The sequence below is a fragment of the Comamonas sp. NyZ500 genome (genome assembly GCF_016772095.1).
Lineage (GTDB): Bacteria > Pseudomonadota > Gammaproteobacteria > Burkholderiales > Burkholderiaceae_C > Comamonas > Comamonas thiooxydans.
Genome location: NZ_JAEIJE010000024.1, coordinates 23,104 through 45,989, shown reverse-complemented (window position 1 = coordinate 45,989; position 22,886 = coordinate 23,104). Strand labels below are relative to the sequence as shown.

The following is a 22,886-nucleotide window of genomic DNA, read 5'->3' as shown; positions in this document are numbered from 1 at the left end:
TGCATTCATATCCCCTGTTCGGTGAGCTGGACAGGGGATTTTTTTATGGAGGCCGGCTAAAGCATTGCTTTGAATGCACTAGCTGGAGGTCTGTGCCGATGGTTTTGGGGCAATGTCGCCCTACCATGGCGCAATGATGGAAATGAGCCAACGGCTACCCAACGATTTCGCTTGCGAGCTGCCCGACGATGCCGACGGCATCTATGCATTGGCGGCACGGTCCATGTTTCAGCTGTTCTCGTCAATGAGCCAGGGCATGTTTCTGGTCGACAGAAGCGGGCGCATTGTCTGGGTCAACAAAGGCTACGAGCGTTTTTTGCCACGCCTGGGAGTAGCCGGTGTGGGCGATTTTCTCGGGCATATGGTGGAGGAGGTCATCCCCAACACGCAGATGCGCAGCGTGCTGGAGACCGGCAAGCCGGTCCTGATCGATCTGCTGACCAATAGCGCCGGAACCTTTGTCGTCAGCCGCCTGCCGCTGCATGACGATGAAGGTGGCGTGATCGGTGCCATCGGCATTGTGCTGTTCGACCAGCCCGAGACAACCTTGCAGCCGCTGATCAGCAAGTTTGCGATGCTGCAGCGCGATCTCGATGAAGCGCGGCGCGAGCTGGCTGCCCAGCGCAGCCGCAGCCTGCAGGCGTCCGTACAGGGTTCGCGCCGCAGCAAATACAGCTTTGCCAGCTTTGTGGGCAGCAGCCCGGCTGCGGTCGAGGTCAAGCGCCAGGCGCGACGGGCGGCCCAGTCCATGAGCCCGGTGCTGCTGCTGGGCGAGACCGGTACCGGCAAGGAGGTGCTGGCCCATGCCATCCATGCCGCATCGGCGCGGTCTGCCGGTCCTTTTGTGAGCGTCAATATCGCGGCCATTCCCGAAACGCTGCTGGAGGCCGAATTCTTCGGCGTGGCTCCGGGCGCATTCACCGGAGCCGACCGCAAGACGCGCGATGGCAAGTTCAAGCTCGCCGATGGCGGCACCCTGTTTCTCGACGAAATCGGCGACATGCCCGCCAGTCTGCAGGCCAAGCTGCTGCGGGCCTTGCAGGAGGGAGAGATCGAGCCGCTGGGCTCCAACCAGATCGTGCATTTCGATGTACGCGTGGTGGCCGCCACCTCTCGGGATCTGCTGCAGATGGTGCGCGACGGGCGCTTCCGGGAAGACCTGTTCTACCGGCTGCATGTGCTGCCCGTGCGCGTGCCGCCGCTGCGCGAGCGCAGCAGCGATATCCCGGCCCTGGTGGAAATGCTCTGCGAGGACCTGGCGCTGCGCAACGACATGGTTCCACCGGAGCTGGGAAAGGGGGCGCTGGAATTGCTGGTCGCACAGGCCTGGCGCGGCAATATTCGCGAGCTGCGCAATGTGCTGGAGCAGGCAGCCATGCGCTGCGATGACTCGCACATTGATGCCGGCCTGCTGGCACAGGTGCTGCGCTCGTCCGGGGTAGAGCTGCAGGTTCCGCATCGGCAGCCCTTGACGCAGGAACCCGTGGCTGCGGCGGGCGATTTGCTCAAGCCGCTTGCCGAGCAAATGGCCGAGCTCGAAGCCCGTGCGATAAGGGCCGCGATGCAGGCCCATGGAGGCAACAAGCTGGCCGTTGCAAGGACGCTCGGCATATCGCGCGCCAAGCTCTACGACCGGCTCGAGAAGCTGAATTTCTGAGCCATGCTAGGGATTGCCCTTGGTGGGTAGGACTTGGTTTGTTTTTATAGTTATAAAAAATATCTAATTTGAGTCCGGAGACAGCATGGCATTGGTACAAGGGCAGGAGTTGTGGAGGCCCACGCAGCAGCAGCAGGAGCAAAGCGGCCTGTGGCATTACATGGACTGGCTGCGCGACAGCCGTGGCCGTGACTTCTCCGACTATGAAGCGCTGTGGCAATGGTCGGCGACGGATATCGAAGGCTTTTGGCGCTCCGTCTGGGACTATTTCGGCATTCAGGCCGATGGTGACCCGACGCAGGTGCTGGCCGGCCGCAAGATGCCGGGTGCCGAGTGGTTTCCCGAAACCCGGCTCAACTATGCCGAACACATCTTCCGCCAGGCCAGCGACCAGCGTCCGGCCATCATTGCGCGCTGCGAGGGCCAGACCCCGGTCGAAGTCTCCTGGCAGCAACTGCAGCGCGATGTGGGCGCCCTGGCGGCAAGTCTGCGCGGTCTGGGCATAGTGCGTGGCGATCGCGTGGTGGCCTATCTGCCCAATGTGCCGCAGACCGTGGTGGCGTTTCTGGCCTGTGCCAGCATCGGCGCCATCTGGTCCAGTTGCGCGCCGGAGATGGGCGTATCCGTGGTGCTGGATCGCTTCCAGCAGATTGCGCCCAAGCTGATTTTCGCGACCGACAGCTATAGCTATGCCGGCAGGCAGTTCGATCGCCGTGAAGTGCTGGACGAGGTGCTCCAGGGTCTGCCCGATATTGCCCGGGTGATTCATGTGCCGGGGCCCTTGTTCGGCAGCGATGCCGAACACGCGGCCGTGCCCTGGCGTGACTGCATGAGTTGGGCCGATGCAACGTGCCATGCAGCGCCGCTGCAGTTCGAGCGCCTGCCGTTCTCCCATCCGCTGTGGGTGGTGTACTCGTCGGGAACCACCGGCCTGCCCAAGGCCATGGTGCACAGTCATGGCGGCATCGTGCTCACCCATCTCAAAACCAATCGCCTGCAGCACGACGTGTTGCCCGGCGATCGTTTCATGTTCCTGGGCAGCACGGGCTGGATTGTCTGGAACCTGATGATAGGCAGCCTGCTGGCCGGCGCGACCGTGGTCCTGTCCGATGGCAACCCGACGGCGCCGAGCGACGATGCGCTCTGGGACTTCATCGACCAATACCAGGTCAGCATCTTCGGTTGCGGTGCGGCCTTCCTCACCAAGAGCATGAAGGATGGCGTCTCGCCGAAGAAGGGGCGCCAGTTCGAGAAGCTGCGTGCCATCAACTCCACGGGCTCGCCGCTGCCTCTCGATGCCTATGCCTGGGTCTACGATAACGTCAAAAATGATCTGTGGCTGGCCTCGATCAGCGGCGGCACGGATATCGCCTCGGGCTTTGTGGCCTGCGCGCCCATACTGCCCGTCAACGCGGGCGAGATTCAGTGCCGCGAGCTGGGCGTGGCCGCCTATGCCTTCAATGAACAGGGGCAGAGCGTGGTCGGCGAAGTCGGCGAGCTGGTGATCACCGAGCCCATGCCCTCCATGCCCGTGTTCTTCTGGAACGACAAGAGCGGGGCGCGCTACCACGACAGCTATTTCGACGTGTTTGCCGGCTGCTGGCGCCACGGTGACTGGATCGAGTTCAGCGAGCGCGGCACGGCCGTGATCTACGGACGCTCGGACAGCACCATCAACCGCTTCGGCATACGCATGGGCACGGCGGAGATCTACCGTGTCGTCGAGGAGCTCGACGCCGTCAAGGACAGCCTGGTAGTCGATCTCGAATACCTGGGTCGACCTTCCTTCATGCCGCTGTTCGTGACTCTGGCCGAAGGCCAGGCATTGACGGGCGAGCTGACCGCCCAGATCAAGAACGCCATCAAGACCAAGGCTTCGGCACGCCACGTGCCCAATGTGGTGGTTCAGGTGGCCGAGATTCCGCGCACCCTCACCGGCAAGAAGATGGAGGTGCCGGTGCGCAAGCTGCTGCTGGGAGCGGACGCCGCCAAGGTGGCCAGCCCCGATGCCATGGCCAATCCATCCAGCATTGATTTCTTCATTCAATTTCGAGAGCAGGTACCGCAGGCGTGACAAGCGCTTGAGGCTGATTTGACTCAATACCCAAAGCAGGCCCACCCATGAACCATCAAGATCTGATCGCCATCGACTTCCACACCCATGCGGAAGTCAGCTGCCGTAATCCCTTTGACAGCTACGGCGAGGAGTACGACCGCGCGGCCGACAAATACTTCGGCAGCTCGCTGCGCCCGACGATCGCCGAAACCATTGCCTATTACCGCGAGCGCAAGATCGGTCTGGTGATGTTCACGGTGGACAGCGAGGCGCAACTGGGTCGCCGCCGCATCCCCAACGAAGAGATTGCCGATGCCGCGCGCGAGAACAGCGACATGATGGTGGCGTTCGCCAGCATCGACCCGCACAAGGGCAAGATGGGCGCGCGCGAGGCCGAACGCCTGATCACCGAATGCGGCGTCAAGGGCTTCAAGTTCCATCCCACGGTGCAGGGCTTTCATCCCTACGACCGCATGGCCTGGCCCATCTACGAGGTCATCAACCACTACAAGCTGCCCGCCATCTTCCACACCGGCCACAGCGGCATCGGCAGCGGCATGAAGTGCGGCGGCGGCCTGCGCCTGGCCTACAGCAACCCCATGCTGCTGGACGACGTGGCCGTGGACTTCGGCGATATGCAGATCGTCATGGCCCATCCCAGCTTTCCCTGGCAGGACGAGGCGATCTCGGTGGCGCTGCACAAGCCCAATGTCTGGATCGATCTTTCGGGCTGGAGTCCCAAGTATTTCCCCAAGCAGTTGGTGCAGTACGCCAACACCCTGCTCAAGGACCGTGTGTTGTTCGGCAGCGACTTCCCGCTGATCACGCCCGAGCGCTGGATGAAGGACTTCGAGGTCGCCGGCTTCAAGCCCGAGGTCATGCCCGGCATTCTCAAGGACAACGCCGTGCGGCTGCTGGAGCTGGACGGAAAACGCGATGCCGCATGAAAGCCACAAGGATCACCCCGGTGATCCTTTTTTCATGGCGGATTGAGCAAAGCCTGGGATGGGCCCTAAGGCGGCTGTTGATTTGTATTGAAATCAGTCACTGTATGAATTAAAGACATTAATTGTCTGATTTTCAGTCGATATGGAGCTGCGTATGGTGGCTCTTCAGAGGAAAACCAGACTGGCACGAAGACTGCTGTCTGCACACCATAGAAAGACAAGCGGACAACCGCATCCATCCTCAAGGAGACAATACATGCACAAGCGCAGCCTGCTGCAGGCGGCCGTTCTGGCGGCCATGGTGGTTCATGTTCCCGGCGCCCTGGCGCAATCCGAAATCCGCATTGCCCATGTCTACAGCAAGACCGGGCCTCTGGAAGCCTACGGCAAGCAGACCCAGGCGGGCCTGATGATGGGCCTGGAATATGCGACGGCTGGCAGCATGACGGTGGCGGGCAAGAAGCTGGTGGTGATCGAGAAGGACGACCAGGGCAAGCCCGACCTCGGCAAGAGCCAGCTGGCCACCGCGTATTCGGACGACAAGGCCGATCTGGCCGTGGGGCCCAGCGCTTCGGGCGTGGCGCTGGCCATGCTGCCCGTGGCCGAGGAGTACAAGAAGATCCTGCTCGTCGAGCCTGCCGTGGCCGATTCCATTACGGGCGACAAGTGGAACAAGTACATCTTCCGCACGGGCCGCAATTCCAGCCAGGACGCGATCGGCAATGCCGTGGCCATAGACAAGCCCGGCGTGACCATCGCCACGCTGGCCCAGGACAACGCCTTCGGCCGCGACGGCGTCAAGGCCTTCAAGGAGGCTGTCAAAAAAGGCAAGCTGGTGCATGAGGAGTACCTGCCCGCAGCCACGACCGACTTCACGGCCGGCGCCCAGCGCCTGATCGACAAGCTCAAGGACCAGCCGGGCAAGAAGATCATCTGGATCGTCTGGGCCGGCGCCGGCAATCCGTTCAAGATCGCCGACATGGACCTCAAGCGCTACGGCATCGAGATCGCCACGGGCGGAAACATCCTGCCCGCCATGGCGGCCTACAAGAACCTGCCGGGCATGGAAGGCGCGACCTATTACTACTACGGCATTCCCAAGAACCCGGTCAACGAGGCGCTGGTGTCCATGAACTACAAGCAGTTCAAGGCGCCGCCGGACTTCTTCACGGCGGGTGGCTTCTCGGCCGCCATGGCCATCGTCACGGCTCTCAAGAAGACCAATGGCGACACCAAGGCGAATACGCTGATCAAGGCCATGGAGGGCATGAGCTTCGATACGCCCAAGGGCCAGATGACCTTCCGCAAGCAGGACCACCAGGCCATGCAGAGCATGTACCACTTCAGGATCAAGAACGACCCGGCCTTTGCCTGGGGCGTGCCCGAGCTGGTGCGCGAGATCAAGCCTGAAGAAATGAACGTTCCCGTCCGGAACGGGCGCTAACCCCCTGAGTTACTTCGCCCAGGCGGCCCCGCGCCTTCCCTTAACCGGGCGTCCCCTCTCTCTTTGGGAGGGAGACGACGCCATCGCCGCGAGGCGGCTCTTGCTCGGCGTCTCTGACTTGGTCAGCGCGCGGGCAAGGTTAAGTTCACTTTTTGATAGCTGCATGCGCTTGTGCATAGGGCGCTAGGGGCTGATTTGCCTATTTCTCATGCTGACCACTGACAAGCTCACCATTCGCTTTGGCGGCCATGTGGCGGTCAATAGTGTGACCTGCTCCTTCGAGCCGGGCACGCTGACGGCCATCGTCGGCCCCAATGGCGCGGGCAAGACCACCTACTTCAATCTGATCTCGGGGCAGTTGCGGGCCACGGAGGGCCGGGTGTCGCTGCAGGGGCGCGACCTTACGGGTCTGGCACCCTCGGCGCGCACGCGCGCCGGCCTGGGACGGGCCTTCCAGCTCACGAATCTGTTTCCGGCCCTGTCGGTGCTGGAGAACGTGCGCCTGGCCGTGCAGGCCACGCGCCAGGGCGCGCACCGGCGCGGCATGAACCTCTGGAGCATCTGGAGCGACCACCGCGCATTGCTGGCGCGCGCGCAGCAAATCCTGGAGCAGGTGGCGCTTTGGGCGCGGCGCGATGAGCCGGTTTCGGCCCTGCCGCATGGCGACCAGCGCAAGCTGGAGGTGGCGCTGCTCATGGCGCTGGAGCCGCAGGTCTATATGTTCGACGAGCCCACGGCGGGCATGAGCCATGACGAGGCGCCGGTGATCCTCGACCTGATTCGCGAACTCAAGAAGGACCGCAGCAAGACCATTTTGCTGGTGGAGCACAAGATGGACGTGGTGCGCGAACTGGCCGACCGCATCATCGTGCTGACCAACGGCACGCTGGTGGCTGACGGCAAACCGGCCGAAGTCATTGCCTCGCCCGTGGTGCAGCAGGCGTACCTGGGGCTGACGCCCCAGGATGCCGTTGGCGGCACTGACGCTCCCCCCCATCCCAGCCTTCCCCCGTCCGGGGGAAGGGGAGAACAGCCATGAGCGAGCTACTGTTGGAACTCCAGGGCGTGCACACCCATATAGGCGCCTATCACATCCTCCACGGCGTGGACTTGGCTGTGCCGCGCGGAGAGGTCACCATGCTGCTGGGCCGCAATGGCGCGGGCAAGACCACCACGCTGCGCACCATCATGGGCCTGTGGCAGGCCAGCCAGGGCAGCATCCGTTTCGGCCAGCAGTACATCACGCGCCTGGCCACGCCGGCGATTGCCCAGCTCAACATCGCCTATGTGCCCGAGAACATGGGCATTTTTGCCGACCTCACGGTCAAGGAAAACCTGCTGCTGGCTGCACGCTCGGCCTCGCATGCTGCGCGCATGGACCGCTCGCGCCTGGACTGGATCTACGAGCTGTTCCCGGCCGTGCAGAAATTCTGGGACCATCCGGCCGGCAAGCTCAGCGGCGGGCAAAAGCAGATGGTGGCCGTGGCGCGCGCCATCGTCGAGCCGCGCGATCTGCTCATCGTGGATGAACCCAGCAAAGGTCTGGCTCCGGCCATCATCAACAACATGATCGAGGCCTTCGCCCAGCTCAAGGCCGGCGGCGTGAGCATTTTGCTGGTCGAGCAGAACCTTGCCTTCGCCAAGCGCCTGGGCGACGGCGTGGCCGTAATGGACAACGGCCGTGTCGTACACGCGGGCCGCATGGCCGATCTTGCGGCCGACGAGGAACTGCAGCAGTCGCTGCTGGGGCTGGCGCTATGAGGTCACAAAAATCAAAGCCAAAAGCAGCTCAAGCGCTGGCAGCTATGGATATGAAAGTTGGTGCCGAGGTAAAGACATGATGCGCAAGGACCTGGATTACAAGCCGCTGCTGCTGGTGCCGCTGCTGGCGCTGGCTACCTTGCCCCTGGTGGGCTCTCCCAGCACCTGGCTCACGCTGACGGTGGCGGGCCTGGCCATGGGCATGATCATCTTCGTCATCGCCTCGGGCCTGACTCTGGTGTTCGGCCTCATGGACGTGCTCAACTTCGGCCATGGCGTGTTCATCGCGCTGGGCGCCTTCGTCGCCACCAGCGTGCTCGGTGCCATGGGCGACTGGACGGGCTCGGCGCAGCTGTGGCGCAACCTGGTGGCCGTGCTGCCGGCCATGGTCGTGGCCATGCTGGTGGCGGGGGCCCTGGGCCTGGCCTTCGAACGCTTCATAGTGCGGCCTGTCTACGGTCAGCATCTCAAGCAGATTCTCATCACCATGGGCGGCATGATCATCGGGGAGGAGCTGATCAAGGTCATCTGGGGGCCGCAGCAGATTCCGCTGCCGCTGCCCGAAGCCATGAAGGGCGCCTGGCTGCTGGGCGACGCGGCCGTGGAGAAATACCGGGTCTTTGCCGTGCTGGTGGGGGCTGCCGTGTTCGCCGTGCTGGCCTGGACTCTGGCGCGCACCAAGATTGGTCTGCTGATCCGCGCCGGCGTGCAGGACCGCGAGATGGTCGAGTCCCTGGGCTACCGCGTGCGCCGATTGTTCGTGGCCGTGTTCGTCGCGGGCTCGGCCCTGGCCGGCCTGGGCGGCGTGATGTGGGGCCTGTACCAGCAGAACGTGGTGGCCCAGATGGGCGCCCAGGTCAATGTGCTGATCTTTATCGTCATCATCATCGGCGGTCTGGGCAGCACGGGCGGTGCGCTGATCGGTGCGCTGCTCGTCGGGCTGATGGCCAACTACACGGGCTTCCTCGTGCCCAAAGTGGCGCTGTTCTCCAATATTGCGCTCATGGTGGCCGTCCTGCTGTGGCGGCCCCAGGGCATCTATCCGGTCGCCAACAGATGAGATACCCCTTGAGTCGCTTCGCGCCTTCCCCCTGGAAGGGGGACGCCACCCTCGCTGCGGGGCGACGCGGCCGGCCCAGGCCCTTGCTCGGTGGCAACGGGCTTGGTGCATGCCGGCTGCATACGTGGCGCCATGAAAGTTTGAAAGGCTAGTCTGATGCTCAACCGTTTGCTCTCCGGCGACCTGCCGCGCAGCCGCGTGCTGGCCGTGTTGCTGCTGGCCGTCTTCGCGGGCCTGGCCCTGGCGCCGTTTCTCTTCCCTGGCGTCAAGGCGCTCAATGTGGCGGCCAAGGTGCTGATCTTCGTGGTGCTGGTGGCCAGCTTCGACCTGCTGCTCGGCTATACCGGCATCGTGAGCTTTGCCCACACCATGTTTTTCGGCATAGGCGCCTATGGCGCGGCCATTGCCTCCACGCGCCTGGGCGCGGGCTGGGGCGCGCTGGCCGCGGGGCTGGGCGGTGCGCTCGTGGTCTCGCTGCTGCTGTCGCTGGCCATAGGCCTGTTTTCGTTGCGCGTGCGGGCCATCTTCTTCGCCATGATCACGCTGGCCGTGGCGGCGGCCTTCCAGACTCTGGCATCTCAGCTGTCGGACTGGACCGGGGGCGAGGACGGCCTGACCTTCAAGATGCCCGAATGGCTGTCACCCAGCTTCGAGCCTTTCGAGAACGATATCTTCGGCGTGACCATCGACGGCAAGATCCTCAGCTATTACCTGCTGTTTGCCGTGGCCGTGGCCCTGGTGCTGATGCTGCTGCGCATCGTCAATTCGCCGTTCGGCCGCGTGCTGCAAGCCATCCGCGAGAACGAATTCCGTGCCGAGGCCATTGGCTACCGCGTGGTGGTCTACCGCACCACCTCCAGCGTGCTATCGGCCCTGTTTGCCTGCGTGGCGGGTGCCATGCTGGCTGTCTGGTTGCGCTACAACGGGCCCGATACCTCGCTCTCGTTCGAAATCATGATGGACTGCCTGCTCATCGTGGTGATCGGCGGCATGGGCACCATCTACGGCGCGGTGATAGGCGCGGTGGTGTTCCTGATCGCTCAGAGCTATCTGCAGGATCTGCTGCGCATGGCCAGCGAGGCCAGTGCCGGTCTGCCTTGGCTGGCCGCACTGCTGTCGCCCGACCGCTGGCTGCTGTGGCTGGGCCTGCTGTTCGTGCTTTCGGTCTATTACTTCCCCACGGGTGTCGTGGGGAGGCTGCGCGCGGCTGCGGCGCGCAAGCCCTGACATCTTTTACTGGCATCCCTTCTCTGACTGCTTTCACTACGACAGGAGACAAAGCCCATGCAGAAGACCTATGCGATTGCCTTGCCACCCGCGGCCCTTGCGGTGCTGGCGGCTGCCGTGCTGACCGCCTGCGGGGGCGGTGATGGAGGCGAGCTCAATGCCAAACCCGGTTACCTGGGCACGGTGCGGCAGCAGAGCTATGACGGCAGCAGCGATGACCTGCTGACCGCGGGCCTGGGCAAGAGCGGCCTGGCCGTGGCCACGGCGCCGGGCTTTGCCAGCGCGCTCCAACCCACGGCGGCCGAGCTGCGCCGCCTGGCCATCTATACCAATTACCGCGCCATGCTGGACATGACGGCAGCGGGCGGCTACGGCACGCTCTACGGCCCCAATGTGGATGCGCAGGGCCGGGTGACGGCCGGCGAAGGCAGGATTGCCGGCACCGAGTACATCGCGTTCTCGGACGACGGCACGGGCCGCAAGAACGTCACGCTCATGGTGCAGGTGCCGGACAGCTTCGATCCCAGGAAGGCCTGCATCATCACCGCCACGGCTTCGGGCTCGCGCGGCGTGTACGGCGCCATCACCACGGGCGAATGGGGGCTCAAGCGCGGCTGCGCGGTGGCCTATTCCGACAAGGGCACGGGCGCCGCGCCACATGACCTCATGAACGACACCGTGCCGCTGATCGACGGCACGCGCAGCACGGCTGCCGCAGCGGGCAAGCAGGCTGCATTCAATGCGGGGCTCACGGCTGGCGAACTGGCCGCCTTCAACACTGCCACGCCCAACCGCTTTGCCTTCAAGCATGCGCACTCGGGCCAGAACCCCGAGAAGGACTGGGGCCGCACCACGCTGCAGGCCGTGGAGTTCGCCTACTACGTGCTCAACGAGCGCTATGGGGACCGCAATATTCTGGGCGAACGCCTGCGGACGCTCAAGCCGAGCAACACCATCGTCATCGCGTCCAGCATCTCCAACGGCGGCGGCGCGGCGATTGCCGCCGCCGAGCAGGACTCGCAGGGGCTGATCAACGGCGTGGCCGTGTCCGAGCCTGCGGTGGAGTTGCCCGCCAGCCCCGGCGTGACCGTGCAGCGCGGCGGCACGGCACTGCCAGTGGTGGGCAAGACGCTGGTGGACTTCACGAGCTATGCCAACCTCTATCAATCCTGCGCCTCGCTGGCGGCATCGGTCAGCGGCTCTCCCTATGCGGCTGCGTTTGCTGCGGGGTTTGCCAGCACGGCTCTGCCGATTGCGCCCAACCGCTGCGCGGCACTCAGGACTGCCGGCTTGCTGAATGCCACGACCACGGCGGCCCAGGCCGAAGAAGCTTTGCAGAAGCTGCGCGACTATGGCTGGGAGCCGGAGTCCAGCGAGCTGCATGCCTCGCTGGCCGCCTTTGAGGTGGCGCCCGCCGTGTCGGTCACTTTTGCCAACTCGCTCTCGCGCGCCAGCGTGAAGGACAACCTCTGCGGCTACAGCTATGCCGGTACGACGGCTGCGGGCGCAGTGACGCCGCTGGCCCCAGAGGCGCTGGCCAGCATGTTCTCCACGGGCAACGGCGTGCCGCCATCGAGCGGCGTGCAGCTCATCAACAACAAGGGCAAGTTCGGTGCCGCGCGCGACTTCCTCTCCGTCTCGGTGAACTCGGGCCTGGCCGACTGGAACACGCCGGGTGCGCTATGCCTGCGCAATCTCGTCACGGGCAATGATGGTGCCGCCAGGGCGCTGCAGGCCGGTGTCGACGAGACAAGGCGCAACGGCAATCTGCAGGGCAAGCCGGCCATCATCGTCCATGGCCGCGCGGATGCGCTGCTGCCCGTGAACCACACGACGCGGCCCTATGTGGCGCTCAACCGGAAAGTGGAAGGCGCTGCCAGCAAGCTCAGCTATGTGGAGGTCACGAATGCCCAGCACTTCGACAGCTTCATCGGCCTGCCCACCGTGCTGCCGGGGTACGACACGCGTTACATCCCGCTGCATGTCTATCTGAACCGCGCGCTCGATGCCATGTATGACCACCTTGCCAACGGCAAGGCGCTGCCTCCCAGCCAGGTGGTGCGCACCGTGCCTCGTGGTGGCAACCCGGGCCAGGCACCGGCCATACAGCCAGCCAATCTGCCGCTGATTACCGGCACGCCGGCAGCGGCCGACAGGATAGAGGTCAGTGCCGGAGCCATCCGCGTGCCGGACTGATACGCATGACCGGCCGGTGGCTACGGCTGCCGGCTGACTACCGAAGTTGATAGCTGATAGCGCTTATCACATATGCGCTGGAGGCCTTTTTGATGCTGAAACCTGCCATGCCCAACCACTGCGCTTCTGCGGCCATCGTGCCGGCATCCTGCTATGCGAACTGCGCTGGCTACGAGATTCATTACCTTGACTGGAAGCCGCAAGGCCCGACCAAGGCTACGGTGATCGCCTGGCATGGCCTGGCACGCACGGGGCGCGACATGGATGCACTGGCGCAGTTTCTTACGGTGCAAGGCTATCGCGTCATCTGCCCGGATACGCTGGGCCGCGGTCTGAGCCAATGGAGCCGCAACCCGCGCGAGGAGTATCAGCTGCGCTTCTATGCCCGGCTGGCACGCGAGCTGATGGATGCGCTGGCGCTGCAGCAGGTGCACTGGGTGGGCACCAGCATGGGTGGAGCGATAGGCACGGTCTGTGCATCCGGCCTGTTCGAGCCGGCTCTCAGGCAGCGCATTCTCACGCTCACGCTCAACGACAATGCGCCCGAACTGGCCGAGGCTGCGCTGGCCCGCATCAAGAGCTACGCGGGCCGGCCGCCGGTGTTCGACACCGTCGCCGAGCTGGAAGGTTTTTTCCGCGCGGCCTACAAGCCCTATGGCTGGCTCAGCGATTTCGAGTGGCGCAAGCTGACCGAGACCAGCACGCGTCGTTGCGATGACGGCCGCGTCACCCCGCATTACGATCCGCGCATGATCGAGCAGTTCACCGAGCATGACAACGACTATCTGCTCTGGACTCACTATGACGCGCTGCAACTGCCCGTGCTGTTGCTGCGCGGCGAGGAGTCCGATCTGGTGCTCAAGCCGGTGGCCGAGCAGATGCAGCAGCGTGGCCCCGGTGCTCGAGGTCTGCTGACCTGGCTGGAAGTGCCGGACTGCGGCCATGCGCCGGCGCTCAATGTGAGTACGCATTTCGAGGCCGTTCTGTCCCATTTGCACCAGGCTTGAAGCGCAAAACCTCGCAGCCCCGGGGATGTTCGCGTCTCGCTAGCATCGGTGGCTAACCCTGGTCGGGGTAAGGAGCGTGGGTCATGGGTTTTGTCGTGGATCTGATTCGGGAATACGGCTTCGGCATTGTCTTTCTCAATGTGCTGATAGAGCAGCTGGGCGCGCCCATCCCTGCCTATCCGGTGCTGGTGGTGACCGGAGCGCTGGAGGGGGGCAGCCTGGCACGTCTGGGCTGGCTCACCGTGATTGCAGTGGCCGCAGCGCTGATAGCCGATGTGCTCTGGTACCACGCTGGCAGGGCCTATGGGCACAGGGTGCTGGGACGTATCTGCCGCATTTCGCTCTCGCCCGATGCCTGCATACGCCAGACCGAGTCGGTTTATGGGCGTTGGGGGGCCAAGTCCCTGCTGGTGGCCAAGTTCGTGCCGGGCTTTGCCTCCATTGCCAGTGCGTTGGCCGGTGTGGTGGGCACGCCGCTGCGCACCTTTGTGTTGTTCGATACGCTGGGGGCCCTGATCTGGGTGGGCTCGGCGGTGTTTCTGGGCTCGCTGTTCAGCTCCACGGTGCAGGATCTGCTCGATGTGCTGACGGCGCTGGGCAAATGGGGGCTGCTGCTGCTGTGCGTGGCGTTCGCGGTCTTCGTGGCGCGCAAATGGTGGCAGAGGCAGCGCGTCGTGCGTTCGCTGAAGATGCCGCGCATGTCGGTCGAGGAACTGGCGGGGCTCAACGCCCAGGGCATCACGCCGACGGTGATCGATGTGCGCGAACCCCTGCTCTTCGGTCAGGGTCATATTCCCGGAGCCAGCTCCTGGCTGGAGCATCAGGGCAAGGGCAAGGCGGCCTACGAACATTTGCTGCCGCGCGAGCGGCATGAGCATGGCCTGGTTGTGTACTGCGACTGTCCCGACGAGATCTCCGCCGCGCGCGTGGCCCGGCAATTGCAGCGTGCGGGATTTCACAACGTCCGGCCATTGTCCGGTGGCCTGACGGCCTGGGAGGCAGCGGGCTTCGAGCTGGAAAAGCCCCGGGCCTGAGCAGGCGCCAAAGAAAACGCCCTGACCGTAGGGCAGGGCGTCGGAGCAGGGACTGTGGCGCTTATTTTCCGGCAGGCATGGAGCAATGTCCGCCCTGTGCAGCCTGGCCGGAGCCGGCTGCGATCAGCGGCGCTTCAAAGCGCAGGTCGATGGCCGGCGATGTATGAAAGTCCCAGGCCAGAAAGACGAGCAGCAGAGCCCAGAATACGGTGCGCAAGGTGCTTGGTGAGGTCATGGTTGTTCCTTGCTCAGAAGCCGAAATGGCGGCGGATGCGCAGGCCGAAGATGGTGCCTGCAAATGCCAGCGGCACCCAGATCCAGCCGTGGATGGAGCCGGTGGAGATGCCCGAGAGCATGGCGCCCACATTGCAGCCGAAAGCCAGGCGCGAGCTATAGCCGAGCACCAGTCCCGCCACCAGGGCCACGACCCATTGCGCGCCTGTCAGTGCCTTGGCAGCCGCGGGCTTGCCGGCGGCAATCCACAGTGCGCCGCCCAGAATGCCGATATTGGTGATGCTGGTCACGTCCAGCAGCACGGTTTCGTGCAGGCGCGCCGCATTGCCGGGCTGGCTCCAGAACCAGTTGCTGGCCAGATCGACGGCGCCCGTGGCGTTGACGATCTTGGCGGCCCACAGACCAAAGCCGTAGACCACGCCCCAGGGCTGGCCCGCAATGATCAGATTGAGCGTGGCCAGGATGGCCAGCAGCACGGCGCCGACCAGCCATTTGCGCACCAGCAGCGGCTTGGCCGGGCGGTTCAGGGCGGCATTGGCCTTTTTCACATACAGGGCCACGCCTGCCGCTATCACGGCCAGTGCGACCAGCGTGGCGATCAGCGCTGGAGCCCAGCCCCATTGCGTGACCAGACCCACGGGTGCCGTATTGCCCAGGTCCAGCCACCAGCCCAGGTGCAGGCTGCCCAGAAAGCTGCCGATCGCAAACAGGGGCAGTATGGCCGTGTTCATGGGAATGCCCATGCCGGCTTTGTACAGCGTGCCGCTACCGCAACCGTCGGCGATCTGCATGCACAGGCCAAAGACAAAGGCTCCAACCAGCAGGCTGATGCTGGGGGGGCCGAGAGCTGCCGTCAGCTCGGGGAAATGGCCCAGCAAAGGCATGGCCAGGGCTGCAGCCAGCGCCAGCAGCAGCAACTGGCCAAAGATGCCGCTGCCGTCTTTTTCCTCGACCAGCATGCGCCAGCCCGTGGTGAAACCAAAGCGCTTGCCGGCCAGCACCGCGCCCAGGCCTATGCCCACAGAGAACAGCGCCGCCTGGCGCACCGAGACCGACCACAGCAGCCAGCCAAAGAAAACGGCCAGCAAGGCCGTTATGGGAAGTCGTTTCATGTTTTTAGTGTTAATTCAGTGCCTCAAGAGTTCGAGGCGTGTAATACCGCCACATACCAAGTCAGAGACACCAAGCAAGTCCTAGGCGGCCCCGCTGCCTCGCAGCGAGGGTGTCTGTCCCGCTTGGGGGCGTCCGGATTGGGGAAGGCGCGAAGCGACTCAGGGGCTTACTTGAATGTTTTTTCCCACCATTTTTGGGCGTCATAGGCCAATGACTGGGCGCGGCCTGGCTGGTTGGCCATGCGCGGCGCGTCCTTGGATTGCGTCCAGTCCACCATGGAGCCCGCATACAGCTTCACATTGGGCAGGCCGGCCATTTCGGAGAGGCCGAACCAGTCGGTGGCCGCCCAGTGACCGGTGTTGCAGAAGGCCACCATGTCCTGGCCTTGCGGGCGCTGGACCTTGGCGGCGATCTCCCTGGCCTTGGCGGTATCCACGAACTGCGAAGTACCTGGCACAAACCACTGGTTGAAATCCAGCTGCTGGGCGCCGGGCAGGGTGCCCGAGAGCTTGGCGGCGGGCGCACGGGTCTTGCCCAGATAGAAGGCGTCGGGGCGCGAGTCCACCAGAGCCGCGTTGGACAGGTCGAGATGCCTGCCCACGTCCTGCTGGGTGGCCAGCCAACTGGCGTCAAAGGTCGGTGCGTAGCTGCTGGGTGCGATCTGCGTGCGGGTCTTGGCCAGGGGCTTGCCTGCGCTTTCCCAGGCCTTCATGCCGCCGTTGACGATGGACAACTCCTGGAGACCCAGGCTTTTGAGCGTCCAGTAGACGCGGGCCGCGGCGCCGAAGTCCGTGGCATCGGCTCCGCTGGAGATCACGATGGCATGCGTGGCTGGCGTCAGGCCCAGGGACTGCACCAGTGCCACCAGCTTAGCCTGGTCGGGCAGCTCGCCGGGATTGGTGGCGGGGCCGCGCCATTTGCCGTAGGGGGCGTTGGCGGCCTGGGCGATATGGCCGGCCTCGAAGGCTTTGGGGTCGCGGATATCGATGAGGCGGACATCGGCCTGCTGCAGCAGTGGCTGCAGTTGCTCGGGGTTGAGCAGGGGTTGGGCTGCGAGCGCCCAGGCGCTGGTGCTCAGGCCCAAGCCCAGAACCAGCGCATAGCTTGTCAGAGAGTTTTTCATGGCAGGAGTCGGCAAAGCCGATTCGTCAGGGGCATGGCTATGCCCAGGGCCTCTATTGTCCGGCCTTGCCGCGACAGGGCCAACCAAGAAAAACTTGTCTGCTTATTGCCTGGGGTCATGAACTGGCGAACAAACAGCGTGGTTTCTGATAAATGTGGTTAAAAGTGGATGAGTCGCTTTGTAGGTAAGCGATTGCAGCTATTAATTTTGAATAATCATGCGCTTTGCCCGGCCGGAAACAGCTCCTGCACGGCACGCCGGATGCCGCCATAGCCCGTACAGCGACAAAGGTTTCCGCACATCTGAGCCTCGGCCTCGGCAGCCGTGGGGCGGGGCTGCTGCTGGTGCAGCCAGCTCATGCTCATGACCATGCCGGAGCTGCAATAGCCGCATTGCACGCCGCCGCAGCGCGCCAGCGCCTCACGCACGGGTTCGCTGGCGCTGTCCTGTGCCACGGACTCGATGGTGCGCACGGTCTGGCCCTGGATCTGATAGGCCATCAGCAGGCAGGCATTCACGGGCTCGCCGTTGAGCCAGACTATGCAGGCGCCACAGCGTCCCACTTCGCAGCCGGGTTTGGCCCCGATGAGGTGCCAGTGCTCGCGCAGCAAGGTCAGCAGCCGGGTATCGGGGCTGCAGCTGGCGCTGACCGGCTGGCCGTTCAGATTCAGCTGCAGCACAAAAGCCGAGGCCTCCTTTGCGCTGGCTGCGGGTGGCTTGCCACCGTGCTCCGGGATGTGGGTCGTCGTCATGGTGTGGAGGACTCCGCGCCCGCCTCCAGCAGCGCGATCACACGCTCCGGGGTCATGGGCAGTTGGGTGATGGGGCGCTGCAGTGCGGCGGCCAGGGCATTGGCCACTGCGGGCAGGGCCAGGTTGACGCTGATCTCGCCGGCTCCGCGCGGTCCTATGGGATCGCCCTCGGGAAGGTTCTCGATCGCCAGCACCTGCATATCAGGGGCATCGGCCAGCGTGGGGATCAGATAGCCGTCGAGATTGCGTGCCTGGTAGTGGCCGTCCAGGCAGGCCAGCTCCTCCTGCGTGCCCATGGCCAGGCCCATGAGGGCGCCGCCTTCCATCTGACCCAGATAGCCCTGGGCCGATGCCACGGGTCCCAGGGCCGTGCACATCACCAGCCGCTGCACCCGGACCATGCCGCTCCAGGTGTCGACGCGTACCTGGGCAATGGCGGCGCAGGCTCCGAAGACGAAGTGGGTGTCATGCGCGTTGCCCTCCGGGTCCTCTGCGCGCAGGTCTATGGAGATACAGGGCGCTTGTTCGCCCGATGCCTTTGCCAGATTGGCGTAGCTCAGGCACAGGCCCGCAGCGCTTTCCAGGCCCCATGCGCCGCAGCGCAGAGGGATATCGGGCAGCAGTCTTGCGGCGGCCAGGAGCAAGGCTTGCTGCCAGGGCTGGGCTGCCTCCTGCAAGGCGCGCCATACCAGCGTGGTGGCGCGCGAGGCGGCCACAGGGCCCGAGTCGGGTGTCAGCCGGGTATCGCCCAGCACCGGCCGGATCGCGTCGGCTGCGCAGCCCAGATGCTGCGCGCCCAGGCTCTGGATGGTTCCGACCAGGTTCTGTCCCAGTTCGGTGAAGCCGCAGCGCAGCTCGATCGCACCGTCGGCGGCCAGGGCCAGCTCCATGCGGCAGTCGCTGGGGCCACCCTTGCCAAAGCCGTCGCTGCGATGGATCAGCGTGAGGCCCACGCCGTGCAGATGGCGGCCGTCCGCGCTGGCCCAGCGATGCGGCCCGCGCCACAGCGCTTGCTGGCGGGCGACATCGAGTGCGCGCTGGGCGCCGTCAAATGGCACGACATGCTGGCCCAGCGGGCCGGGTGCTTCCGGAGCGGCGAGATTGATGGCGCGAAACGCGTCAGCTGTCATGCCGACCAGCGCAGCCAGTCTGTCCATCTGCTGCTCGAGTGCAAATTGCACCTGCACGGCACCGAAGCCGCGAAACGCACCGGCGATGCCGTTGTTCGTATAGGCCAGCCTGGCGCCGAGGTCCAGTGCCAGATACCGGTAGGGGCCGGGGGCATGCTCGAGCGCGGCATCCAGCACCTCGGGGCCGTGCGTGGCATAGGCCCCGGTGTCGGCCACTATCTGCACCTGGTGGTAGGTAAGCCGCCCCTGTGCATCGCAGCCTGTCTGCATTTCGATCTGCATGGGATGTCGCTTGACACCCAGATCCACCGATTGCGGGCGTGTCAGATGCAGCCGTACGGGGCGCTGCGCCTTCCAGGCCAGCAGGGCCGCAATCGGCTGAATCGTCAGCTCGTCCTTACCGCCATAGGAGCCGCCCACGGGGGTGCCCACGGCATGCACTCTGTCGTGAGGCAGGCCCAGCATGTCGGCGATGACCTGCTTGTCCCGCGCGGGATTGTGGCCGCCGAAGAACAGCTGCAGGCCGCCCGCGCCATCGGGCTCGGCGACACCGCCTTCGGTCTCGAGAAAGGCATGCATCTGGCGCGGCGTCACATAGCTGTCCTGCACCCGGTGCACTGTGCTTGTCCGGGCCGCAGATATATCGCCCTGGCGGTGGCTGGCGGCATGCAGCATATTGCCGCCCTGATGGACCGGATGGGCGGCGGCCACCGTGTCGTCAAGGGCAGCGACCGGGTCGCAGACCGGGGGCAGGGGTTCGTAGTCAACCCGGATGAGCGCCAGAGCCTGGCGCGCCGTCTCCATGTCCACGGCCGCAACGGCGGCGACCGGGTCGCCCACATGGCGCACCTTGTCGATGCAGAGCACGGGCCGGTCCACCTTGCGCAAGCCATAGTGCTTGATGCCGGGAATATCGGCATGGGTCACCACGGCATGGACGCCTGGTAGGGCTTGGGCGGCGCTGGTGTCGATGCTCAGAATGCGCGCATGGGGGTGGGGGCTGCCGAGAATCGCTGCGCGCAGCTGACCCGGTCGAATGCGGTCGGTCAGAAAGCCCGGGTTGCCGCCGAGCTTGGCCCTGGCATCGGGCCGGACCGGCAAAGTCTCCAGGCCCAGCTCGCGGATGTGATGAGAGGTGAGGAATTCCATGACGGTTCAGGCCAGCAGCCCGCAATGTCCGGCAATCAGGCGGCTGGCAATCCGGGCCAGATCGGGAGGCAGGCTTTGCTCGCAGGTGGTGCGTACATCGCCGAGGGAGGGACGGATCTGCAGCTCCTGCGCATAGCTCAGCAGCTTTTCCGTGGCTTGCAGACGGTGCACGCCTATGCCGGGGGCCGCCACGGCGATTCGGTCCACGCTCAGCAGCTGTTGTGCATCGCTCCAGCGCAAGGCCATGCGCAGGCGCGCGGGGGAGAATGCCGCGCGGTAGCCGACCTTCTCGAACACCAGTGGCCGGGGCTCCATCACATCGCTGCGTGGCAGCAGGAACGACAGCATCAGAGGCCGGTCCATGAGCTTCAATGTCTGCGCCAGCGACTGCAGGTTGCCGTCCGTCAATTCGACCTGTGCATCCATGGCCAGCAATACCGGGCAGCAGTCGCCTTCGCCCCAGCCTATATTGCCGCCCAGGGTTCCCAGACGGCGTATCCCCATGGCTCCGAGCTGAGCCAGGGCCTGGACGAGCACGGGCGCGTGCTGCTGTACCCAGGGGTGACAGCGGACGGCTTCCAGCCGCATGCCTGCACCGATATGCAAATACTGCGGGCCGAGGCTGATCTGCTGCATCTCGGGCCAGTGCATCACATTGATGAAATGCGTGGCCGACGGCGCCAGGCGAGGCTCTGCCCATGACTGCTGCAGCAGCGTGCCCCCGGCGATGAAGCAGGCGGCATTGCCGAGCTTGCGGGCCAGGGCCTGCGCGGCCTGGGGTGACGAGGGGTGGGTGAGCAGCATGGCAGCCTCCTGCTGGCGTGGCCCTCAGCGCTGCGCCCAGAAGGCTTGCTGCTGGGCGGCGATCTCGGCCTCCATCTCGGGTATCGGGCCGATCAGCTCTACGGCCTTCTGGCAATGGTCGAAGACATAGCGCGACGAGACACTCATGGTCGGGTTCTCGCCATGGCTGCCCGTGCATTCCAGCAGGCGATGCTCGGTCATGCCGAACACGATGCGACCGATATTGGCCCAGTAGGCCGTACCGGCGCACATGCAGCAGGGCTCCACATTGGTGTAGAGCGTGCAGCTCCAGAGAAACTCGGCCGTGTAATTGGTGGCCGCCATGCGCGCCAGGGTCGATTCCGCGTGATTGACGGTGTCGATATTGCACTGCTCCATGAGCACGGTCTCCTGATCGGGGCCCACCAGCACGGCACCGAAGGGGTGGTGGCCCATTTGCGTGGCGCGCTGGGCCACCGCCTGGGCGCGACGCAGATTGCGCTGGATTTGTTCGGCAGAGGGCGTCAGGCCCTGCGGGGGGAAGTTCTGGTCTGTCATGGTGGCGGTCCTTGTGTTGATCAGGCGGGAGTGCTCTGGCTCCAGGGAAAGAGGCGCTTGTGCAGCTGCTGTACGCCACCATAGAGCAGCAGGCTGCACAGCACCAGCAGTGCCAGTGCGGCAAAGGCCACGGATACCTTGAAGGAGGAGGTGGCAAACAGAATCAGATAGCCCAGGCCTTTTTCCGCAGCCACGAACTCGGCGACCACGGCGCCCACAATGGCCAGCGTGATGGAGACCTTGAGGGCCGAAAACACATAGGGCACGGCAAACGGCATGCGAATCTGCCAGTACTGGCGGCTGGTGGTGGCGCGCAGCGAGCGCGAAAGCTCCACCAGCTCTGCCGGCACCGAAGCCAGGCCCAGGGCCGTGGAAACCACCAGCGGGAAAAAGGCAATCAGCGTGGTGATGACCACGCGGGGCAGCAGGCCTGCACCCAGCGTGACGACGATGATGGGGGCGACGGCCACGATGGGGGTGGACTGGATCACCACCAGCCAGGGCATGATGATTTTCGAGAGCAACTGCGATCGCGTGATGGCAATGGCCAGCGGAATGGCCAGTGCGATCGCCAGCGCATAGCCTATGAGCGCGACCTGCAAGGTGGCCGTGACATGTTCCAGCCAGCGCTGCAGCCCCATCTCGGCAGCAGAGCGCCAGATCTGGCTGGGAGCAGGAAAAATGTACTCGGGTATATGCGCCAGGCGGCAGGCGCACTCCCAGAACAGTAGTACGGCGAGGAAGACCAGCAGCGAAGCATGGCGTTGTATGAGGGCAGACATAGGGGGCCTCTTGGGGCTGCGGGAGGATCTTCAGGCGTGTGCGGGGTGTTTGCTGAAGACCTGGAGACGAATCTCGTTGGCCATTTCGGTGAACACGGGATCGGCCAGAGTGGCCATGCTGCGCGGGCGTGCCAGCGGCACATCGATGATGTCGGCCACACGGCCCGGGCGGGCGCTCATGACCACGATGCGGTCGGACAGCAGCAAGGCCTCCTGGATGGAGTGGGTCACAAAGACCACGGTCTTGGGGCGCTCGTTCCAGATACGCAGCAGCTCCAGGCTCATTTCGTCGCGTGTGAGTGCGTCCAGCGCCGAAAAAGGCTCGTCCATCAGCAGGATGTCCGGGTCATGCAGCAAGGACCGTGCGATCGCGACGCGCTGCTGCATGCCGCCCGAGAGTTCGTGGGGCCGCTTGTGGCCGAAGTCCCTGAGGCCGATCATCTCCAGCAATTGCTGGGCGCGGGCCTCTTCCTTCATTTCCACATGGCCGTATTTGTGGCGCATGGGGAAGGTGATGTTGTCCAGCACCGAGAGCCATGGCAGCAGCGTGGGCTTCTGGAACACCATGCCGATCTCGTCGCGTGGTTCGGTCACGGGCAGATCGAAGATACGTACCTCGCCGCTGCTGGGGCGGATCAGGCCCGCAATCAGGCGCAGTATGGTGGACTTGCCGCAGCCCGAGGGGCCGATCAGCGAGACGAATTCGTGGCGGCGTAGATGGAGGTCCACGCCCTGCAGGGCCGTGACAGGGCTGCCATCGCTGGAGACAAAGGTCTGGGTGACCGCGTTCAGATCGATTACGTATTGCATGGCAGGCGATCAAGGAAAGAACAAGGGCGGGAGCGCGAGGGCGGTGCTGCGCCGCCCTCGCAT

General features: G+C 64.6%; 20 protein-coding genes. 11 read left to right on the top strand and 9 right to left on the bottom strand.

Going from position 1 to position 22,886, the window contains the following annotated elements; all coding sequences use genetic code 11:
• The first annotated feature begins 142 nt into the window (after positions 1 to 142).
• From JAO85_RS22935 to JAO85_RS22885, 11 genes are all read left to right on the top strand, one after another.
• Positions 143 to 1,657, top strand: a complete 1,515-nt coding sequence (locus tag JAO85_RS22935) for a sigma-54-dependent Fis family transcriptional regulator (protein ID WP_202789120.1) — start codon at positions 143 to 145, stop codon at positions 1,655 to 1,657.
• Between the two features lie 85 nt (positions 1,658 to 1,742).
• The gene (locus tag JAO85_RS22930; RefSeq protein ID WP_202789119.1) at positions 1,743 to 3,731 is read left to right on the top strand and encodes an acetoacetate--CoA ligase; all 1,989 of its coding nucleotides are present in this window, start codon (positions 1,743 to 1,745) and stop codon (positions 3,729 to 3,731) included.
• A gap of 47 nt (positions 3,732 to 3,778) precedes the next feature.
• On the top strand, positions 3,779 to 4,660 hold the full coding sequence (locus JAO85_RS22925) for a 4-hydroxyphenyl-beta-ketoacyl-CoA hydrolase (RefSeq protein ID WP_012837423.1): 882 nt from the start codon (positions 3,779 to 3,781) through the stop codon (positions 4,658 to 4,660).
• Between the two features lie 256 nt (positions 4,661 to 4,916).
• Complete coding sequence (locus JAO85_RS22920; protein WP_202789118.1) at positions 4,917 to 6,104, top strand: substrate-binding domain-containing protein; 1,188 nt, start codon at positions 4,917 to 4,919, stop codon at positions 6,102 to 6,104.
• 208 nt (positions 6,105 to 6,312) lie between these two features.
• Positions 6,313 to 7,143 (top strand): ABC transporter ATP-binding protein, encoded by an 831-nt coding sequence (locus JAO85_RS22915; protein ID WP_012837425.1) that lies wholly within the window; start codon positions 6,313 to 6,315, stop codon positions 7,141 to 7,143.
• Positions 7,140 to 7,865, top strand: coding sequence for an ABC transporter ATP-binding protein (locus JAO85_RS22910; protein WP_202789117.1), 726 nt, complete (start codon positions 7,140 to 7,142; stop codon positions 7,863 to 7,865). Before JAO85_RS22915 ends, JAO85_RS22910 begins: the two co-directional genes overlap by 4 nt.
• 76 nt (positions 7,866 to 7,941) lie before the next feature.
• On the top strand, positions 7,942 to 8,925 hold the full coding sequence (locus JAO85_RS22905; RefSeq protein WP_003068832.1) for a branched-chain amino acid ABC transporter permease: 984 nt from the start codon (positions 7,942 to 7,944) through the stop codon (positions 8,923 to 8,925).
• Between the two features lie 156 nt (positions 8,926 to 9,081).
• Entirely contained in the window at positions 9,082 to 10,152 is a 1,071-nt protein-coding gene (locus JAO85_RS22900; protein ID WP_202789116.1) for a branched-chain amino acid ABC transporter permease, read from the top strand.
• 57 nt (positions 10,153 to 10,209) lie between these two features.
• Complete coding sequence (locus tag JAO85_RS22895) at positions 10,210 to 12,348, top strand: D-(-)-3-hydroxybutyrate oligomer hydrolase (protein ID WP_202789115.1); 2,139 nt, start codon at positions 10,210 to 10,212, stop codon at positions 12,346 to 12,348.
• Positions 12,349 to 12,440: 92 nt separating this feature from the next.
• Entirely contained in the window at positions 12,441 to 13,355 is a 915-nt protein-coding gene (locus tag JAO85_RS22890; protein ID WP_039050518.1) for an alpha/beta fold hydrolase, read from the top strand.
• A gap of 83 nt (positions 13,356 to 13,438) precedes the next feature.
• Complete coding sequence (locus JAO85_RS22885) at positions 13,439 to 14,389, top strand: VTT domain-containing protein (RefSeq protein WP_003068843.1); 951 nt, start codon at positions 13,439 to 13,441, stop codon at positions 14,387 to 14,389.
• Positions 14,390 to 14,450: 61 nt separating this feature from the next.
• On the opposite strand, the gene JAO85_RS22880 is transcribed toward JAO85_RS22885, so the two are convergent.
• The 9 genes from JAO85_RS22880 to JAO85_RS22840 form a co-directional block, all read right to left on the bottom strand.
• Entirely contained in the window at positions 14,451 to 14,624 is a 174-nt protein-coding gene (locus JAO85_RS22880) for a hypothetical protein (RefSeq protein ID WP_012837430.1), read from the bottom strand.
• A gap of 13 nt (positions 14,625 to 14,637) precedes the next feature.
• Complete coding sequence (locus JAO85_RS22875) at positions 14,638 to 15,735, bottom strand: YeeE/YedE thiosulfate transporter family protein (RefSeq protein ID WP_202789114.1); 1,098 nt, start codon at positions 15,733 to 15,735, stop codon at positions 14,638 to 14,640.
• A gap of 167 nt (positions 15,736 to 15,902) precedes the next feature.
• Positions 15,903 to 16,859, bottom strand: a complete 957-nt coding sequence (locus JAO85_RS22870; protein ID WP_202789113.1) for a sulfurtransferase — start codon at positions 16,857 to 16,859, stop codon at positions 15,903 to 15,905.
• A 215-nt stretch (positions 16,860 to 17,074) separates the two neighbouring features.
• Positions 17,075 to 17,611, bottom strand: coding sequence for a (2Fe-2S)-binding protein (locus JAO85_RS22865; protein ID WP_202789112.1), 537 nt, complete (start codon positions 17,609 to 17,611; stop codon positions 17,075 to 17,077).
• Positions 17,608 to 19,890 carry a xanthine dehydrogenase family protein molybdopterin-binding subunit gene (locus JAO85_RS22860; protein ID WP_202789111.1) on the bottom strand — a complete coding sequence of 761 codons (2,283 nt, stop codon included), beginning with the start codon at positions 19,888 to 19,890 and terminating at the stop codon, positions 17,608 to 17,610. The genes JAO85_RS22865 and JAO85_RS22860 overlap by 4 nt, the downstream gene beginning before the upstream one ends.
• 6 nt (positions 19,891 to 19,896) lie before the next feature.
• Positions 19,897 to 20,694, bottom strand: coding sequence for a xanthine dehydrogenase family protein subunit M (locus JAO85_RS22855; protein WP_054075713.1), 798 nt, complete (start codon positions 20,692 to 20,694; stop codon positions 19,897 to 19,899).
• A 24-nt stretch (positions 20,695 to 20,718) separates the two neighbouring features.
• The gene (locus JAO85_RS22850; RefSeq protein ID WP_054075714.1) at positions 20,719 to 21,231 is read right to left on the bottom strand and encodes a nucleoside deaminase; all 513 of its coding nucleotides are present in this window, start codon (positions 21,229 to 21,231) and stop codon (positions 20,719 to 20,721) included.
• A gap of 20 nt (positions 21,232 to 21,251) precedes the next feature.
• Positions 21,252 to 22,013, bottom strand: coding sequence for an ABC transporter permease (locus JAO85_RS22845; protein WP_202789110.1), 762 nt, complete (start codon positions 22,011 to 22,013; stop codon positions 21,252 to 21,254).
• Positions 22,014 to 22,043: 30 nt separating this feature from the next.
• The gene (locus tag JAO85_RS22840; RefSeq protein ID WP_003078463.1) at positions 22,044 to 22,823 is read right to left on the bottom strand and encodes an ABC transporter ATP-binding protein; all 780 of its coding nucleotides are present in this window, start codon (positions 22,821 to 22,823) and stop codon (positions 22,044 to 22,046) included.
• Between the last annotated feature and the right edge of the window lie 63 nt (positions 22,824 to 22,886).